Source organism: Bilifractor porci (assembly GCF_009696005.1).
Lineage (GTDB): Bacteria > Bacillota > Clostridia > Lachnospirales > Lachnospiraceae > Bilifractor > Bilifractor porci.
In genome coordinates this window covers 110,012-127,135 of sequence record NZ_VUMV01000001.1, presented here as the reverse complement: position 1 = coordinate 127,135, position 17,124 = coordinate 110,012, and the positions used below count along the sequence as shown (strand labels likewise).

At 55.6% G+C, this 17,124-nt stretch carries 15 protein-coding genes; 14 read left to right on the top strand and 1 reads right to left on the bottom strand.

Translation table 11 applies throughout. From position 1 onward, the window contains the following. Positions 1 to 169: 169 nt before the first annotated feature. From cbiD to FYJ60_RS00530, 10 genes are all read left to right on the top strand, one after another. Positions 170 to 1,339: a cobalt-precorrin-5B (C(1))-methyltransferase CbiD gene (gene cbiD / locus FYJ60_RS00575; RefSeq protein WP_154456649.1), complete on the top strand. Its 1,170-nt coding sequence runs from the start codon at positions 170 to 172 to the stop codon at positions 1,337 to 1,339. Positions 1,340 to 1,460: 121 nt separating this feature from the next. After that, positions 1,461 to 2,225 (top strand): precorrin-4 C(11)-methyltransferase, encoded by a 765-nt coding sequence (gene cobM, locus FYJ60_RS00570; protein WP_154456648.1) that lies wholly within the window; start codon positions 1,461 to 1,463, stop codon positions 2,223 to 2,225. Beyond that, positions 2,222 to 3,331, top strand: a complete 1,110-nt coding sequence (locus tag FYJ60_RS00565; RefSeq protein ID WP_154456647.1) for a cobalt-precorrin 5A hydrolase — start codon at positions 2,222 to 2,224, stop codon at positions 3,329 to 3,331. The genes cobM and FYJ60_RS00565 overlap by 4 nt, the downstream gene beginning before the upstream one ends. After that, on the top strand, positions 3,328 to 4,059 hold the full coding sequence (gene cobJ, locus FYJ60_RS00560; protein WP_154456646.1) for a precorrin-3B C(17)-methyltransferase: 732 nt from the start codon (positions 3,328 to 3,330) through the stop codon (positions 4,057 to 4,059). Before FYJ60_RS00565 ends, cobJ begins: the two co-directional genes overlap by 4 nt. Next, on the top strand, positions 4,052 to 6,091 hold the full coding sequence (cobK, locus tag FYJ60_RS00555) for a precorrin-6A reductase (RefSeq protein WP_154456645.1): 2,040 nt from the start codon (positions 4,052 to 4,054) through the stop codon (positions 6,089 to 6,091). Before cobJ ends, cobK begins: the two co-directional genes overlap by 8 nt. A 49-nt stretch (positions 6,092 to 6,140) precedes the next feature. Then, entirely contained in the window at positions 6,141 to 7,568 is a 1,428-nt protein-coding gene (locus tag FYJ60_RS00550; protein WP_330579061.1) for a cobyrinate a,c-diamide synthase, read from the top strand. Continuing rightward, positions 7,565 to 8,560, top strand: a complete 996-nt coding sequence (gene cbiB / locus FYJ60_RS00545) for an adenosylcobinamide-phosphate synthase CbiB (RefSeq protein ID WP_154456644.1) — start codon at positions 7,565 to 7,567, stop codon at positions 8,558 to 8,560. The genes FYJ60_RS00550 and cbiB overlap by 4 nt, the downstream gene beginning before the upstream one ends. A 24-nt stretch (positions 8,561 to 8,584) precedes the next feature. Next, positions 8,585 to 9,637: a pyridoxal phosphate-dependent aminotransferase gene (locus tag FYJ60_RS00540; protein ID WP_154456643.1), complete on the top strand. Its 1,053-nt coding sequence runs from the start codon at positions 8,585 to 8,587 to the stop codon at positions 9,635 to 9,637. Positions 9,638 to 9,716: 79 nt separating this feature from the next. Then, positions 9,717 to 11,234, top strand: a complete 1,518-nt coding sequence (locus tag FYJ60_RS00535; RefSeq protein ID WP_154456642.1) for a cobyric acid synthase — start codon at positions 9,717 to 9,719, stop codon at positions 11,232 to 11,234. 1 nt (position 11,235) lies between these two features. Next, the gene (locus tag FYJ60_RS00530) at positions 11,236 to 11,883 is read left to right on the top strand and encodes a precorrin-8X methylmutase (RefSeq protein ID WP_154456641.1); all 648 of its coding nucleotides are present in this window, start codon (positions 11,236 to 11,238) and stop codon (positions 11,881 to 11,883) included. A gap of 4 nt (positions 11,884 to 11,887) precedes the next feature. Here the strand turns inward: FYJ60_RS00530 and FYJ60_RS00525 are convergent, their stop codons facing one another. After that, positions 11,888 to 12,166 carry a type II toxin-antitoxin system HicB family antitoxin gene (locus FYJ60_RS00525; RefSeq protein WP_154456640.1) on the bottom strand — a complete coding sequence of 93 codons (279 nt, stop codon included), beginning with the start codon at positions 12,164 to 12,166 and terminating at the stop codon, positions 11,888 to 11,890. 142 nt (positions 12,167 to 12,308) lie between these two features. On the opposite strand from FYJ60_RS00525, the gene FYJ60_RS00520 reads away from it, so the two are divergent. Genes FYJ60_RS00520 through FYJ60_RS00505 form a run of 4 tightly spaced genes read left to right on the top strand, consistent with a single transcriptional unit; the run spans position 12,309 to position 17,122 of the window. Beyond that, positions 12,309 to 14,213 carry a TIGR03960 family B12-binding radical SAM protein gene (locus FYJ60_RS00520; protein ID WP_154456639.1) on the top strand — a complete coding sequence of 635 codons (1,905 nt, stop codon included), beginning with the start codon at positions 12,309 to 12,311 and terminating at the stop codon, positions 14,211 to 14,213. Between the two features lie 3 nt (positions 14,214 to 14,216). After that, positions 14,217 to 14,930: a TIGR03936 family radical SAM-associated protein gene (locus tag FYJ60_RS00515; RefSeq protein ID WP_154456638.1), complete on the top strand. Its 714-nt coding sequence runs from the start codon at positions 14,217 to 14,219 to the stop codon at positions 14,928 to 14,930. Continuing rightward, positions 14,851 to 16,125, top strand: coding sequence for a ribonuclease E/G (locus FYJ60_RS00510; RefSeq protein WP_154456637.1), 1,275 nt, complete (start codon positions 14,851 to 14,853; stop codon positions 16,123 to 16,125). Before FYJ60_RS00515 ends, FYJ60_RS00510 begins: the two co-directional genes overlap by 80 nt. Beyond that, entirely contained in the window at positions 16,115 to 17,122 is a 1,008-nt protein-coding gene (locus tag FYJ60_RS00505) for a CPBP family intramembrane glutamic endopeptidase (RefSeq protein ID WP_154456636.1), read from the top strand. The genes FYJ60_RS00510 and FYJ60_RS00505 overlap by 11 nt, the downstream gene beginning before the upstream one ends. Positions 17,123 to 17,124: the final 2 nt, after the last annotated feature.

Sequence of the window (17,124 nt, the reverse complement as noted above, 5' to 3'; positions counted from 1 at the left end):
CCCAGGCAACCGCGCGGGCAACCGCCAGGGGATATGATTTTGATGCAGTGATTTTTCTGATTCACAGTCAGGAAAATCAGCGAGTTGCGAATGGTCAGGGAATTGCGGGAGTTTTATGGAAACGGAGCAATTCGCGGCATCATAAAAAAGGTCATCGGGAGGATATTATATGAAGGACAGCAGAAAGAACGGATTGGAAAACTCTTACGTCATGTTTCAGCACAAGAAACTGCGCTGCGGCTATACGACCGGCTCCTGCGCTGCGGGGGCGGCCAAGGCGGCCGCGCAGATGCTGCTGACGGGCATACCGGTGGAGGAAATTGCGCTGCAGACACCGAAGGGAATCCTTCTTCATCTGGCGGTAGAGGATATATCCATGGACGGCAAGTCTGTCACCTGCGCTGTCCGGAAGGACGGCGGGGACGATATCGACGCGACAGACGGCCTGCTGATCTATGCCACCGTTCAAAAAACGGAAGCTCCGGGTGTGCGGATCGACGGAGGACAGGGCGTCGGACGGGTGACAAAACCCGGCCTGGACCAGCCGGTCGGCAATGCCGCGATCAATTCGACGCCGCGCAGGATGATTGCGGAAGGCGTGGAAGAGGTCTGCCGGGCCTGCGGCTGCAGAAGCGGCATGTCTGTCCTGATCACCATACCGGAGGGAGAGAAAACAGCCGCAAAAACCTTCAATCCCAGACTAGGCATTACGGGCGGCATTTCCGTCCTCGGAACCAGCGGAATAGTCATGCCTATGAGCGAGACAGCCCTGCTGGACAGCATGCGCGCGGAAATGAAAATGCTGCATGCCAACGGGGGGAATTACCTGGTCATCACGCCCGGAAATTACGGGGAGACCTTTTCCAGAGAAATGCCCGGGCTGGATCTGACCTACGAGATGAAGTGCAGCAATTTTGTCGGCGAGACGATTGACATGGCAGTGGACTTGGGCGTAAAGGGAATTCTCTTTATCTCCCATATCGGAAAATTCATTAAGGTTTCCGGAGGAATCATGAATACGCACTCGCATGAGGCGGACTGCCGCGCGGAGCTTATGGCCGCTGCCGCGGTCCGGGCCGGCGCGGAACTGGAAGCAGTCAGACGGATTCTGGATACATCCACAACAGAAGACGCTCTTTCTGTGCTGGCGGAATATGGAAAAGAGCTGTATGATAGAACCATGCGGGAAATCTGCAGGAAGATTGAATTCTATCTGAATGCGCGCTGCAGGGGCAGCATGGAGCTGGGAGCCGTCATTTTTTCCTCTGTCCGGGGGAAACTGGGGCAGACCGGCGCGGTTCCGAATCTGATCGAAAAACTGAACGGTCAGAGAACATAACAGAGAAAGCGGAACTCTTCCTGTTTTCCGATGCCGGGAAAAGGAGTGCGGAGGCTCCCCTCGGCAGGCGGAAGGCCGGAAGAGATTACAGATTGATTGATCACATAAGGAGGGCAGAAAATTGATACATTTTGTCGGGGCAGGTTCGGGGGCTCCGGATCTGATTACAGTCCGGGGAGCAAAGCTGCTGAAAGAGGCTGACGTCATTATTTATGCCGGTTCGCTGGTAAATCCGCAGCTTCTGGATTACAAAAGGGAAGGATGCAGGGTCTATAACTCCGCCCGAATGACACTGGAAGAGGTTCTGGATGTCATGATGGACGCGGAAAAGAAGGGCCTCGTCACGGTTCGTCTGCACACAGGAGACCCCTGTCTGTACGGAGCTATCCGGGAACAGATGGATGTTCTGGACGAGAAGAGCATCAGCTACGATTACACGCCTGGTGTTTCCGCGTTCTGCGGAGCCGCTTCCGCGCTGAATCTGGAGTACACCCTTCCGGATGTCTCCCAGAGCGTTATTATCACGCGGATGGAAGGAAGGACGCCGGTTCCGGAAAAAGAGAGCATCCAGTCCTTTGCGGCTCATCACGCGACCATGGTGATTTTCCTGAGCACAGGAATGCTGGAAGAGTTAAGCAGGCGGCTGATCGAGGGCGGCTACACGGCAGATACGCCGGCCGCCATTGTATACAAGGCTACCTGGCCGGACGAGAAGGCGTATCTCTGCACCGTGGGCACACTGGCGGAGACGGCAGAGAAAAACAACATAACAAAGACGGCGCTGATGATTGTCGGAGATATTGTGACACACAGTCACTATGACCGGTCCAGGCTGTACGATCCGGGCTTCTCGACAGAATTTCGACAGGGGACGGATCAGCCATGAGAATATCCGGAATTTGTTTTACCCGAAGAGGCAGCCAGCTTGCGCAGAGGATTAACCGGGAACTTCTGAGGGAGGAGGCCGGGGAGCAGGTCCTGACAGACTGGTATTTCAAGGGGCAGACACTTGCGGAAGAGCTTTCCTCAGAGGACTCTGTTTTTACGCAGGTGCGGGAGCCGATGACCCAGTGGGCCAGGCAGCGCTTCCAGGACAGCGACGCGATTATTTTTGTCGGGGCGACCGGGATTGCCGTGCGCGCCATTGCTCCCCATGTACGGGACAAAAGGACAGATCCGGCCGTTATCGTCCTGGATGAACAGGGAAAATTCTGTATTTCCCTGCTTTCCGGACATATCGGCGGCGCCAATGACCTGGTGCGGAAGATTTCCGAGCCGCTCGGCTGCATTCCTGTCATTACCACGGCCACCGATGTAAACTCCCTGTTTGCCGTGGATGAGTACGCGAAAAAGAACCACATGGTCATCTCCAACATGACCTATGCCAAGGAGGTGTCCGCCGCGCTGCTGTCCGGCTATCCGGTCGGCTTTTACACGCATTTTCCGGTCAAAGGCGAGCTTCCGGAGGGACTTACCTGGTCAGAAAAGCTGGAGGAGGCAAGGAGAGACAGCGCCGAGAATGAAAACGGAGGAACCTCCCTGGGCATCTACATCAGCCCCTCCTATAACCGCGCTTATTTTGACCACACGCTCTGGCTGATTCCCCGGTGCCTGGTACTGGGAATCGGCTGCAAGAAGGGGACGCCGGCGGCAGAGGTAAAGAAGCTGGCGGAAAAGATTCTCCGGGAGCACAGCCTGTATCTGGAGGCGGTCTCCTCTGTGGCCTCTGTTGACCTGAAGGCGGACGAACCCGCTCTGGTAAGTTTTGCGAAAGAGCTGGGCGTACCCTTCCACACCTTCTCCGCGGAGCAGCTGAAATCCCTGAAGGGATCCTTTACCTCCTCGGAATTTGTGGAAAAGGTGACGGGCGTGGACAATATCTGTGAGAGGGCTGCCGTTATGGACGGCGGAGGCAGGCTGATCATCCGTAAAACAGGAGAGAACGGCGTGACCTGCGCGGTGGCGCTGCTGGAAAGGAGTATTGAATTTTGAAGCTGCTGAACGTTGTCGGGATCGGACCCGGCGCATGGAATAAAATGACAATCGAAGCCGCGGAGGCGCTGCAGTGCAGCGATACCATCATCGGCTACACCGTATATATAGACCTGGTAAAAGAACATCTTCCCGGAAAGGAATTCCTTTCTACTCCCATGAAAAAGGAAGTGGAGCGGTGCGTCATGGCATTTGAAGAGGCGGAAAAGGGAAAAACAGTCTCGATGGTCTGCAGCGGGGATGCCGGGGTTTACGGCATGTCCGGACTGATGTATGAAGTGGGAGAGCGCTACCCGGATGTAAAGCTCCGGATTATACCAGGAGTAACGGCCGCCCTGGGCGGCGGGGCTGTGCTGGGAGCGCCCCTGATTCATGATTTCTGCCTGATCTCTCTTTCCGACCTGCTGACGCCCATGGAAAAAATCGAAAAGCGTCTGCAGGCAGCCGCGGAGGCGGATTTCTGCATTGTGCTTTACAACCCCTCCAGCCACAAGAGGAAGGACTATCTTCAGAAGGCCTGTGACATCCTTCTGAAGTACAGAAAGCCGGACAATGTGTGCGGTATCGTTGAAAATATCGGAAGAGAGGGCGAGACCGCCCGCGTCATGACGCTTGGGGAACTCCGGGACACCGATGTCAATATGTTTACCACTGTGTTTATCGGAAATTCGCAGACGAAGAATCTTGACGGAAAAATGGTAACGCCGCGAGGATATAAAAATGTTTGACATACTTCTGTTTGCGGGAACCGAGGAAGGACGGACTCTGGCGGGTTTTTTGAAGAACTGCGGGCGGCAGGTGCTTGTCCTTACCGCGACCAGATACGGCGCGGACCGCATCGGGCCGGGAGCGAGCCTGACCGTGGAGGAAGGCCGCCTGGACGAGAAAGAGATGGCGGACGTCATCCGGAGCCGGGCTGCGGAGAAGGCGGTGGTGGTTGACGCCACGCACCCCTACGCGGTTCAGGCATCGGAAAACATCCGAGAAGCCTGCCGGGAAACCGGGCGCGCGTACCTGCGGATTTACCGGGAAAGCACGCTTCGCCCGGATTCCTCCGACGTGCTGGTTCACAGCACCGCAGAGGCCGCCGCGTGGCTGAAGGAACATCCGGAAGGAAAGGTGCTGCTTACGACCGGGAGCAAGGAGCTTCCGGAATTTACATCCGTTCCGGGCTTTCCGGAAAGGTTTTACGCCAGAATTCTTCCCATGAAGTCCAATCTGGAAATCTGCGAACGTCTCTCCCTTCCTCCGTCTCACCTGATCTGCATGCAGGGACCGTTTTCGGAGGAGATGAACATAGCGCTGATCCGCCAGACAGGGGCGTCTGTCCTTGTCACCAAGGATACCGGGGCTGCCGGGGGCTTTGATGAAAAAAAATCGGCGGCCGACAAATGCGGGTGCCATCTGCTGATTATCGGGCGGCCTTCACAGGAGCATGGGATGTCCGAATCGGAGTGTCTGGAAACCCTGAAGAGAAGATTCCCGGATCTTTTGCTGCCGGAGAAGGCAGGAGAAGCGGAGAACACCTCCGTCGGGGCGCCAAGAAGGATCGCTTTGGTCGGAATCGGAATGGGCAGCGCGGACTGCAGGACCATGACGCAGGAGGCGCTGGACTACTGCCGGCACGCGGACCTGCTGATCGGCGCAGGCCGCATGCTGGAGGCTGTTGCCGTCCCTGGACAGCGGACCGTGAAGGAATACCGCGCCGAAGAGGTCTCCCGGCTGATCCGGGAGGACAAGGAAAGCAGACAGATTGCCATCCTCCTGTCCGGTGATGTCGGGTTTTTCAGCGGGGCGAAAAATCTGCTCCGCGTCCTCCCGGAGAAGACAGAGGTGATGCCCGGTATCTCCTCCCTGATCTATTTCTGCGGAAGGCTGCGCCAGTCCTGGGATGACATCTGTATCACAAGCAGCCACGGAAGAACCTGCAACCTGGTCGGCGAAATCTGCCGGAACGAAAAGGTTTTCAGTATACTCGGCACAGAGGACGCTGTGCGGAATCTGTGCAGGACTCTCCTGGACTACGGCATGGCGGATCTGCAGATTGATATCGGGGAGAATCTGAGCTACCCGGAGGAGAAACTTCTGCACGGCAGTCCGGAGGATTTTGTGAATTATTCGGGGAACGCTCTCAGCGTCCTGCTTGTGCAAAATCCGAATCCGGACTTTTCGGTTGCGCCGGGAATCCCCGACGAATCCTTCGAGAGAGACAGGGTTCCCATGACCAAGGAGGAGATACGGGAGATTTCCGTCAGCAAGCTCCGCCTGACAGACCGCTCTGTTGTCTACGATGTCGGGGCCGGAAGTGGATCGGTCTCGGTGGAGACAGCGCTCCGGGCCAGGGAAGGGAAGGTTTTTGCCATAGAGAAAAACCCGGTTGCGGTTCAGCTTCTTTATCGAAACAAAAAGAAATTCCGTGCGGATAATCTTCAGATTGTGGAGGGGCTGGCGCCAGAGGCGCTGGAGGCACTGCCCGCGCCGACACATGCCTTCATAGGGGGAAGCTCCGGAAACCTGAAGGATATCCTGCGGCTTCTTTTGAAAAAGAATCCCCGTATCCGTGTTGTGATCAACTGCATTACGCTGGAAACGGTCGGAGAAGCCCTGGATGCGATGAAAACACTGCCGCTCGGCCACACGGACATTGTCTCCGTCTCCGTGGCAAGGGCAAAGAAAGCAGGCCCCTACCACATGATGATGGGGCAGAACCCCGTCTATATCCTGTCTGCCGACGGAGTGCCGGACGGACAGCAGGAGTAAGACCCGCTCCGGACACGGACAGAGTCCTTTTCCGGACAGAAAGAGATTGATGATGAAAATTAACCGTCTGATGATAGCCGCTCCGGCAAGCGGAAGCGGAAAGACCCTGCTGACCTGCGGCCTGCTGCGCCTGCTGACCCGGAAAAATATCCGCCCGGCATCCTTCAAGTGCGGACCGGATTTTATCGACCCCATGTTTCACTCGAAGGTGCTGGGAACCAGAAGCAGAAATCTGGATACTTTTTTTACAGGGGAATCCGTGACAAGGTACCTTCTGGAAAAGAATGCCGCAGACTGTGATGCCGCGGTGATGGAGGGGGTCATGGGATACTATGACGGACTGTCCATGGAGTCCTCCAGGGCAGGCGCCAGTGACCTGGCTTCTGTCACGGACACCCCTGTTTTTCTGCTGATTCCCGCTAAGGGAGCCAGCCGGTCCCTTCTTCCCATGATCAAGGGCTTTCTGGATTTCCAGAAAAAGCCCTGTATCCGCGGCATCATCCTGAACCGGGTAAACGGCATGCTCTATCCACGGCTGAAGGAGATGATCGAGAAGGAGCTTCACATTCCGGTCGTCGGGTATCTCCCCGTGGTCAAGGACTGTGTCCTGGAGAGCAGGCACCTGGGGCTGATTCTTCCCGAGGAAATCCAGTCTCTCCAGAAAAAGCTGGACAGCCTAGCGGATATTCTGGAGAAAACACTGGATCTCCGTCAGATTCTGGAGATTGCGGAAAATGCCCCGGAGCTTGACGCCGCGGCGGACGCGGAAGTCTGGAACCGGCAGAAGCAGGAGGCGCTGGCTCTGGTTCCGGAGGAAACCCTGCGCCGCCCGGACGGCGGAAAGCTGCGGATAGGCCTTGCCAGGGACGAGGCGTTCTGCTTTTTCTATGAAGACAACCTCCAGCTTTTGCGGGATCTGGGCGCGGAGCTGGAAGAATTTTCGCCGCTGCACGACAGGCATCTGCCGGACGGGCTGGACGCGCTTCTGCTGCACGGCGGATATCCGGAGCTCCACGCCGAAGAGCTGGAAGGGAACAGCTCCATGCGCCGGGACGTCCGGGAGGCGGCTGTGGACCGGAAGCTTCCGGTCATGGCCGAGTGCGGAGGCTTTCTCTACCTGCACGAATCCCTGAAGGATATGGAAGGAAAGGTGCGCAAAATGGCCGGCGTGTTCCCGGAAAGCTCCTATTACACCGGACATCTGAACCGTTTCGGCTATATGACGCTGAAGGGAGGAACGCTGTTCGGCCATCCGGTGGGCGAGATCCGCTCCCATGAATTTCATTATTACGAGTCGGAGAATCCGGGAGATACCTTCCGCGCGGAAAAGCCCTCCGGAACCAGGAGCTGGCGGTGCATCCGCAGCTCGGACTCTGTTTCTGCCGGTTTTCCGCACCTGTATTATTACGCGAATCCGGAAATACCTGTCCGTCTCCTTCAGGCTGCGGGTGTTTTTGCGGGGAGAAGAGAAACATGATCCTATTCCAATTTGACAGAATTGTTCCGGCTGTTGTCATCGGTTTTTTCCTGGACCTCCTACTGGGAGATCCCAGGTGGCTGTACCACCCGGTCCGGCTGATCGGCAGGCTGATTGAGACACTGGAAAAGGCATTCCGTAAACTGAACAGGGAGGACAAAAAGGGAGAGCAGACAGCCGGAATCCAGACCGCGGTCTGTGTTATTTTCATCAGTATGCTTGTTCCGTGGCTGATTCTCCAGCTGCTCTACCGGCTGAATTTCTGGGCAGGCTTTGCCGTGGAAACCTTCTGGTGCTATCAGCTGATTGCCACGCGTGCCCTCCGGGATGAGAGTATGAAGGTTTACGCACAGGCAAAAAAGAAGGATCTCCCTGCCGCCAGGAGGGCGGTCTCTATGATTGTGGGAAGAGATGTGGACAAGCTGGACCTGGCCGGAGTTATCCGGGCAGCGGTGGAAACCGTCGCGGAAAACGCTTCGGACGGGGTGATCGCCCCTCTGCTGTGCATGCTGGTCGGAGGTGCTGTCGGGGGATTCTTTTATAAGTCCATTAACACCATGGACTCTATGATCGGCTATAAAAATTCCAGATACCGGTATTTCGGCACCTTTGCCGCCCGCATGGACGACGTGGTGAATTTCCTTCCGGCCAGGATCTCCGGGCTGCTTTTTGTGCCTGCCGCCCGGCTCATGCACGAGGATGCCGCAAATGCCTGGAAGATCTTCAAGAGAGACCGAAAGAAGCACGACAGTCCCAATTCCGCCCATACAGAGGCTGCCATGGCAGGGGCGCTGGACATCCAGCTGGCGGGTGATGCCTGGTATTTCGGGGAGCTGCACCATAAGCAGACCCTTGGCGATCCGATCCGGCCGGTCGGGGCGGAGGATATTCCGCGGGCTAACTGCCTGGTTCTTGCTGCGGCAGTCCTTGCCCTTATTCTGGGTGCCGCCGTCCGGCTGCTGCTTCTTCTGATCCTGAGGACTGCCTTGTAACTTTTTTGCAGAAAGGGTGCTGTTATGAGTATAAAACTGGTACATGGCGGGGATGTATACCGCCATCCGAATGTATTGGATTTTTCCACAAATACGAATCCCCTGGGGACGCCGGACAGTGTCATGGAGGCGGCGGCCAGGAGCATGCAGAATATTTCCCGCTATCCGGACGTGCTGGAAGAAAAACTGATTCACAGGCTGGCGCAGTATGAACAGGTGCCGGAGGAATGGCTGATCTGTGGAAATGGCGCCGCAGAGCTTATTTTTTCCTTTGTCCTGGCCAATGAGCCGGAAAAAGCTCTGATTGCGGCCCCGACCTTTGCGGAATACGCGCAGGCCGTAGAATCCGTCAACTGCAGGATTCAGTGGTACGAGATGACAGAAGGGCAGGATTTCCGTCTGACGGAGGAATATCTGGACGCCCTCACCCCGGATCTGGATCTTGTCTGTCTGTGCAACCCGAACAACCCCACCGGAATCACCATCGATCCGGCCCTCCTGACAGAAATTCTGGAACGGTGCAGGGAAAACAGGACCTATGTTCTTCTGGATGAGTGCTTTCAGGATTTTCTGGACGAGCCGGAAAAATTTTCCAGAAAAAAAGAGCTTCCGGACTATCCCAACCTTTTTATCCTGAAAGCCTTTACCAAGAGATACGCCATGCCGGGTCTCCGCCTGGGCTACGGGATCTGCGCAAACGAAAAGATCCTGGACAGGATGCACCGTGTTGTGCAGCCGTGGAATGTGTCCGTCCCGGCCCAGGCGGCCGGCGCGGCCGCTCTGGACGAGGAGGAATACGTGCGGTGGAGCAGGAAGCTTGTCAGGGAGGAAAGAAATTTCCTGAAGGAAGGGCTGAAAAAAGCCGGATTCCGTGTCTTTGATTCCGAGGCCAATTACATTTTCTTCAAGGGACCCGAGGACCTTAAGGAGCGCGCCCTGGAGAGAAACGTTCTGATACGCAGCTGCTCCAACTATCACGGCCTCGCGGAGGGATATTTCCGGGTCGCCGTCCGGACGCATCCGGAAAACGAAAAGCTGCTAGAGGTCCTGTCGGAAGCCGCGCGCAGCCGGCAGTAGGCGGCAGAGCGCACGTTTCATACCCCCTGTCAGGTCATTCGGAAAATAAGAGAAAACATAGTGAATCGAGGAACAAATTATGGCAAAGGCGATTATGATACAGGGAACCATGTCCAATGCTGGCAAAAGCCTGCTGGCGGCGGGGCTCTGCAGAATCTTCCATCAGGACGGCTATCGGGTGGCTCCTTTTAAGGCGCAGAACATGGCACTGAATTCTTTTATTACAAGAGAAGGGCTGGAGATGGGCAGGGCTCAGGTCATGCAGGCGGAGTGCGCCGGGATAGCTCCCTCGGTCCGCATGAACCCCATCCTTCTGAAGCCGACCAACGACACGGGCTCCCAGGTCATTGTGAACGGAGAGGTTCTGGGGAACATGAGCGCCCGCGAATATTTTGCCTATAAGAAGAAACTGATCCCGGATGTAAAAAAGGCCTATGACTCTCTGGCGTCGGAGAATGATATTATTGTTATTGAGGGAGCCGGCAGCCCCGCGGAGATCAACCTGAAGGACGCGGACTGCTTTGTCAACATGGGAATGGCAAAGCTGGCAAAGGCTCCGGTCCTGCTGGTCGGCGATATTGACCGGGGCGGCGTGTTCGCACAGCTTCTGGGAACCACAGAGCTACTGGAGCCGGACGAGCGCGCCATGGTGAAGGGGCTTGTGATCAATAAGTTCCGCGGAGACAAGACCATTCTAGATCCCGGCATCACCATGCTGGAAAAACTGACGGGCATCCCTGTCGTGGGCTGCGCGCCGTACCTGTATATTGAGGTGGAGGACGAGGACAGCCTGACCGAGCGCTTCGAGCGGAAGGAAACCGCGGGACTGATTGATCTGGCCGTGATCCGTATTCCCAGAATTTCCAATTTCACCGACTTCAACCCGTTTGAGAAGATGCCGGGTGTGTCTCTGCGCTATGTAGAGCATGTTCACGACCTGAAGCATCCGGATATGATTCTTCTCCCCGGCACCAAAAACACCATGGAAGATCTGCTCTGGATGAGACAGAACGGCCTGGAGGCCGCCATCCTGAAGGAAGCGGCGGAAGGAACCGTCATCTTCGGCATATGCGGAGGATTCCAGATGCTTGGAGAGACGCTGTCCGATCCTCTCGGCGTGGAGGCTGGCGGAACCATCCGGGGCATGGGACTTCTTCCCATGAACACGGTATTCGCCGGGGAAAAGACCCGGACCAGGGTAGACGGCCGGTTCCACGGTGTACAGGGAGTGCTTTCCGGACTGGACGGCGTGGAACTGGAGGGCTATGAAATTCATATGGGCGTCAGCACCCGGAAGGACAACGCGGCGTCGCTTACGCAGATCACCGACACCAATTCCCCGGACGGGGCGTGGAAGGCGGACGGAGCCCAGTCGAAGAACGTCTACGGTTCCTATGTGCACGGCATTTTTGATAAGGAGCAGGTGGCGGACCGGATCATCCAGGGGATCGGGAAAAAGAAGGGAATTGACACTTCCGGCATGACGGGGGTGGACTACCAGACCTTCAAGGAAACCCAGTATGACATACTTGCCGCGGAACTCCGGAAAAATCTGGATCTGCCGAAAATTTACAACATTCTTCAGGAGGGAATCTGAATTGAAAATAGAACTGGAAAATATCAGGCCGATGGATATTGAAAAAAGAAGCTTTGAGATTATCACGGAAGAGCTTGGGGAAAAGAACAAAAGCCTTGTCCCCGGAACAGAGCTGATTGTAAAAAGATGCATTCACACCAGCGCGGATTTTGATTACGCGGACAACCTCTGGTTTTCCGACGGCGCGGTGGAGAAAGCAGAGCAGGCTCTCCGGGACGGCGCCTGCATCGTGACCGATACGAAAATGGCCTGGTCAGGCATCAATAAGCGGACGCTGAACCGCCTGGGCGGAGAAGCCTTCTGCTTTATTTCGGATGAAGATGTCGCGGAGGAAGCTCGGGAACGGGGCATTACCAGGGCGGCTGTCTCCATGGAGAAGGCAGCGAAGCTGGACAGAAAACTGATTTTTGCCATCGGAAACGCGCCGACCGCCCTGATCCGGCTCTACGAGCTGATACAGGACGGGACGCTCCGGCCGGAGCTGATTATCGGCGCCCCTGTGGGATTTGTAAATGTCGTGCAGTCCAAGGAGCTGATCATGCAGACGGATGTCCCGCAGATTGTCGCCAGGGGCAGGAAGGGCGGAAGCAACATCGCGGCATGTATCTGCAACGCGCTGCTGTACCAGATCAGTTCCCGAAGGGACTGAAGAACTATTCCTCCCATCCCTCGGTCATGCGGTAATTAACCAGGATTTCCCGGACCTCTTCATTGCTTTCGAGCTTCATATCCACCGGGTCGGTGGCGGGAGGAAGATCCGGCTCCTCTTCCTGAAGCTCCAGGTTAATCCAGTTCCAGGCCGCCTCTGTGGCGTTCTCCAGAACATCCTCCATGGTATCGCCGGATGCCTCGCACATTTTCAGATCCGGAAAATGCGCGGAATAGGATCCGTCGGAAAGTCTGCGGACAATGACCGGGTAATAAAATTTCATGGAGATACCTCCTCATTGAATCTCTTGGCTGATCTGTGTTAGAATAAAGCTTCGTAGCAAAGTCTAACATTCCGCGGGCGGTTCGTCCAGAGGCAAAGAAGGTCACCCGCGGCAGAAGCAAAGAATACAGGTGTAAAACAGAATGCGTAAATTGGCACTGGAGGATGAGATCCTCCTTCAACTGGATAAGCCGGAGCGATACATCGGCAACGAATGGAATTCCGTGATGAAAGATCCGTCTTCTGTGGATATCCGTTTTGCCATGTGCTTTCCGGATGTCTACGAGATCGGCATGTCCCATCTGGGAATCCAGATTCTCTATGATATGTTCAACCGGATGCCGGATGTGTGGTGCGAGAGGGTTTATTCCCCCTGGCCGGATCTGGATAAAATCATGAGGGAGCGGCACATTCCCCTGTTTCTGCTGGAATCGCAGGAGCCGGTAAAAAAAGCGGATTTTCTGGGGATCACCCTTCAGTATGAGATGTGCTATACCAATATTCTTCAGATTCTGGATCTGAGCGGCATTGCTCTTCTGGCATCTGACAGGGACCGGGACGACCCTATTGTAATCGGGGGAGGCCCCTGCACCTATAATCCGGAGCCGATTGCGGATTTCTTTGACCTTTTTTACATCGGGGAGGGGGAGACGGTTTATCCCCGGCTGCTGGACCTGTACCGGAGCTGGAAAAAGAGCGGCCGCGGCCGGGCAGATTTTCTCCGGCAGGCAGCCGCCGTTCCGGGCATTTATGTCCCCTCTCTCTACCGGGTATCCTATCAGGAGGACGGCACCCTGGCGTCCTTTGTCCCGGCCGCTGAGAATGTGCCGACAAAGGTGAAAAAACAGATTGTCATGGATTTTGACGGAATTCCTTATCCGGAAAAACCGGTGGTACCCTTTATCAAGGCTACACAGGACCGTGTCGTCATGGAAATCCAGAGAGGCTGCATCCGCGGGTGCCGGTTCTGCCAGGCGGGGATGGTCTACCGTCCGCTCCGCGAAAAAAGAGTGGAACGGCTGAAGAAGCTGGCAGCGCGCATGCTTGCCAATACCGGGTACGAGGAAATTTCCCTTACTTCCCTTTCCAGCAGTGATTATCTGGAGCTTGATGAGCTCCTGACCTATTTGATCGACATCTGCAAGCCGCGCGGAATCAACATATCGCTGCCGTCGCTCCGGATTGATTCCTTTTCTCTTTCTGTCATGTCCAAGGTGCAGGATGTCAAAAAAAGCAGTCTTACGTTTGCGCCGGAAGCCGGGACGCAGCGGATGCGTGATGTGATCAACAAAGGGCTTACCGAAGAGGACATCCGCAAGGGGGCCGGACAGGCATTCCGGGGCGGATGGAATAAGGTCAAGCTCTATTTTATGCTGGGTCTTCCCGGTGAGACAGAAGAGGACATCCGCGGAATCGCGCAGCTCTGCGAGACCCTGGCGGAAGATTATTACGATATTCCGAAGGAGGAAAGAAACGGAAGAGTGGCCATTACGGCCAGCACTTCTTTCTTTGTCCCGAAACCCTTCACCCCGTTCCAGTGGGCCTCCATGAACCGGGAGCAGGAGTTTCTGGACAAGGCGCATCTGGTCAAAGACACGGTTCGGGGCATGCTGAACCAGAAAAGTATCCGGTACACCTATCACGACGCGGGCGTATCCGTTCTGGAGGGCGTTCTTGCCAGGGGAGACCGCAGGATATCCGGCGTCATCCTTCAGGCATACAGGAACGGCGCCCTGTTTGACGCGTGGACCGAGCACTACAGGGCGGATGCCTGGGAAGAGGCCTTCCGCTACTGCGGACTGGATCCTTACTTCTATACGGCAAGGGAGCGCAGCACGGAAGAGCTTCTTCCCTGGGATTTTATTGATACCGGTGTTTCCAGAAAATTCCTGGAGCGCGAGTGGGAGAGGGCAAAAAAAGGAATCGTAACGCCAAACTGCAGACAGCAGTGCAGCGGCTGCGGGTGCACACAGTTTCAGGGAGGTGTGTGCCTGGAGGAAAAGCTGTCCGGGCGCAAAAACAGTCAGTCATCGGTTTCAGGCGGTTAAATCATGGTAAGAGTTCGTATTAAATTTGAAAAAACAGGCTGTATGAAATTCATCGGCCATCTGGATGTGATGCGGTATTTCCAGAAGGTTCTGCGCCGTGCGGATATCCCGGTTGTACTTTCCGAGGGCTTCAGCCCGCATATGCAGATGTCCTTTGCTTCTCCCCTGGGAGTCGGCAAGACCAGCTCCGGGGAATATTTCGATGTGGACCTGCAGGAACCGGTTTCCTCGGAAGAACTGGTGAGGCGGATGAATGAACAGATGGTGGATGGAATGCTTGTCCTGAGCGCGAAGCAGGTTCCCGCCGACAAGGCGAACAAATGCATGACGCTGGCCGCGGCCGCTTCCTACACGGTCTTCCTGGATCCAGACCGGATATCTGTTCCGGAAAACCTGGGTGGTCTGACGGAGGACTTTCTCTCGCAGAGGGAAATTACCGTTATGCGGAAAACTAAGAGAAAAGAGGAACTGACAGATATTCGTCCGTGGATCTTTTCCCTGGCTGCGCAGGACGCTTCTCTGGAAATGCTTCTCTCCTCCGGAAGTGTCCACAACCTGAAACCCGAACTGGTTATGGAGGCGCTTGCTTCCTACGGTTCCTTTGAGCTTCCGGAATACAGCTTCCGGATTCACCGGAATGAGCTTTACGCCGACAGGGGAACCGATGGGGAAGTCCGTCTGGTGCCGCTGGAAGAACTGGGGGAAGAGATTGTCTGATTCGCTTGTATTTGCACGCATGCCTGTCCGGAACAGGCAGACCCTTGTCAGCCTGTATCTGAAGGAACAGAAGCCGGCTGAGATCCGGATCACTCCGACAGACAGAATTCCCATCCTGGGAAATATTTACGTAGGCAGGATAGAAAACAGGAAAAAGAACATCGGCGCGGCTTTTGTCCGTTTTCAGGAAGAGCGTACCGGATTTCTTCCTCTTCCGGAAAACAGCCCGGCAAAGGAGGGCGATCTGATTCTGGTTCAGGTGGAAAAAGAAGCCATAAAGCAGAAGCTTCCCCGGCTGACACAGAATCTGACGCTGACAGGGCGGTGGCTGGTTCTCGGAACAGACCGCCCCGGCATTTATTACTCGAAAAAATTGTCCTCGGAGGATAAAAAACGGCTGCAAACAACAGCTGCGGACATCTGCGGCAGCAAGGACGCCTCCCGGTTTGGCATCGTTTTCCGCACCAACGCCCCGGAAGCGGATCCGGAAGACCTGACAGCTGAATACAGAAGCCTGCTGGCGGAGCTGGACTCCGTGCTCCGGTTCGGCATGACACGCACTCTGTATTCCTGTCTGCATCAGGCAGACGCGGATTGGATGGATCTTTTCCGGCAGTACGCGGGTCCCCGTCTGCGGCAGATCACAACCGATGACCCGGAGATCTGGCGCACGCTGGCCGGGCAGCAGAAGCCGGCGGATACCGGGGTATCTGTCCGGCTGTACGAGGATCCGATGGTAGAACTCTACCGGCTTTACAATCTTACCACGCTGCTGGAGGAACTGGGCAGCAGAACCGTCCATCTGAAATCCGGCAGTTTTCTGGTGATCGAAGAGACGGAAGCTTTTGTGGCCATTGATGTAAATACCGGCCGTGACACCGCCAGACGGTCCAGGGAGGAGACAATCCGGAGAACCAATCTGGAGGCTGTCCGCGAAATCGCCCGGCAGATCCGGCTCCGGCAGCTTTCCGGCACCATTCTTGTGGACTTTATCAACGATTCCCGCCCCGGCGCAGGAAACGAGCTGACAGAGGCCATGCAAAGCGCCGTCCGGGAGGATCCGGTTCCGGCTCATGTGATAGACATGACACCGCTGTATATCATGGAGATGACAAGAAAAAAGAGGGTTCGTTCCTGGTCGGAACAGCTCCGGCTGCTGACGGAAGGACAGAAGGACATAAAGGATGGGATATAATACAGAAAATTTCGGTCCGGTCTCCTATGAGCAGATTCAGTTTACAAGACCCTATGTGGTGCCCCGGAGAAAAAAGGAAAAGAAAAAGCTGAAGGCATGGCAGAGTATCCTGTTTGCTTTCTGCGTCATGGTCTTTTTCTACCTTGTCCTTCCCTGGCTTCTTTACCTGACAGGCATGGACGAGCTGGGCATGACGCTGGCGGAGCAGCTTTATCTGCTTGCCTGCAGCGTTGTCTTTGTGCTCCTGATGCGGGCGGATTTCCGTGAGGTATTTCCCATCCGGCGCCCGAAGGCGGGCGGATTTGCGGGAGTTGTGGTGATTTCCCTGGCAACCTGTCTGTTCAGCCTGTCCGTCTCTTATCTGATTATGTTCTTCGCGGCGGACGAGGTGACACAGTTTTCCGAATCCATGGGAGGAAGCCTTACGGGATGGAAGTCTGTGGCATTTCTGATCCTGGTCAGCATTCTGCCTCCTGTCTGCGAGGAGGCACTGAACCGGGGTGTTGTTCTGAGCGGCCTGAAAAACAGCATTCCGAATGAAACAGCCGTGGTTCTGATTTCCGGGGCCATCTTCGGGCTGTCCCATCTGTACCCCTACCGAATGATTGCCCAGACGCTGGCCGGCTGCCTGATGGCCTGGCTTGTCCTGAGGACAGGGAATATCGTTTATTCGGCGCTTTATCATTTCCTGTACAACGGCACGCTTACGCTGCTTTCCGGCCTGTCATCCCTGCTTGTCCCGGAGGATTATTCCGGTGAGGTCTACCAGACCGGTGCCTTCCAGAGTCCGGTGACGGTGGGAATCGGCGTACTGATTTACGGTCTTTTTGTCCCGCTTCTGATCTACACAGGCTGTTACCTTGTCAATAAGGCGGAAGCTCCCAGAAGGACGGCCTTTCTTCCTGACGGAACGAGGTCTCTCTTGAAAATTCTGGTTCCCACAGGTATTATCATTATTACAGGAATCGCATTTATTCTTGCAGGTATTGCAGGATGACC

Excerpts from the sequence above, each read along its gene's own strand:
- FYJ60_RS00525 (WP_154456640.1), bottom strand. The coding sequence starts at position 12,166 with ATGAAATTTTATTACCCGGTCATTGTCCGCAGACTTTCCGACGGATCC.
- cbiD (WP_154456649.1), top strand. The coding sequence starts at position 170 with ATGAAGGACAGCAGAAAGAACGGATTGGAAAACTCTTACGTCATGTTT.
- cobK (WP_154456645.1), top strand. The coding sequence starts at position 4,052 with ATGTTTGACATACTTCTGTTTGCGGGAACCGAGGAAGGACGGACTCTG.
- FYJ60_RS00510 (WP_154456637.1), top strand. The coding sequence starts at position 14,851 with ATGAGCTTTACGCCGACAGGGGAACCGATGGGGAAGTCCGTCTGGTGC.
- FYJ60_RS00520 (WP_154456639.1), top strand. The coding sequence starts at position 12,309 with ATGCGTAAATTGGCACTGGAGGATGAGATCCTCCTTCAACTGGATAAG.
- FYJ60_RS00565 (WP_154456647.1), top strand. The coding sequence starts at position 2,222 with ATGAGAATATCCGGAATTTGTTTTACCCGAAGAGGCAGCCAGCTTGCG.
- cbiB (WP_154456644.1), top strand. The coding sequence starts at position 7,565 with ATGATCCTATTCCAATTTGACAGAATTGTTCCGGCTGTTGTCATCGGT.
- FYJ60_RS00515 (WP_154456638.1), top strand. The coding sequence starts at position 14,217 with ATGGTAAGAGTTCGTATTAAATTTGAAAAAACAGGCTGTATGAAATTC.
- FYJ60_RS00550 (WP_330579061.1), top strand. The coding sequence starts at position 6,141 with ATGATGAAAATTAACCGTCTGATGATAGCCGCTCCGGCAAGCGGAAGC.
- FYJ60_RS00535 (WP_154456642.1), top strand. The coding sequence starts at position 9,717 with ATGGCAAAGGCGATTATGATACAGGGAACCATGTCCAATGCTGGCAAA.
- FYJ60_RS00540 (WP_154456643.1), top strand. The coding sequence starts at position 8,585 with ATGAGTATAAAACTGGTACATGGCGGGGATGTATACCGCCATCCGAAT.
- FYJ60_RS00505 (WP_154456636.1), top strand. The coding sequence starts at position 16,115 with ATGGGATATAATACAGAAAATTTCGGTCCGGTCTCCTATGAGCAGATT.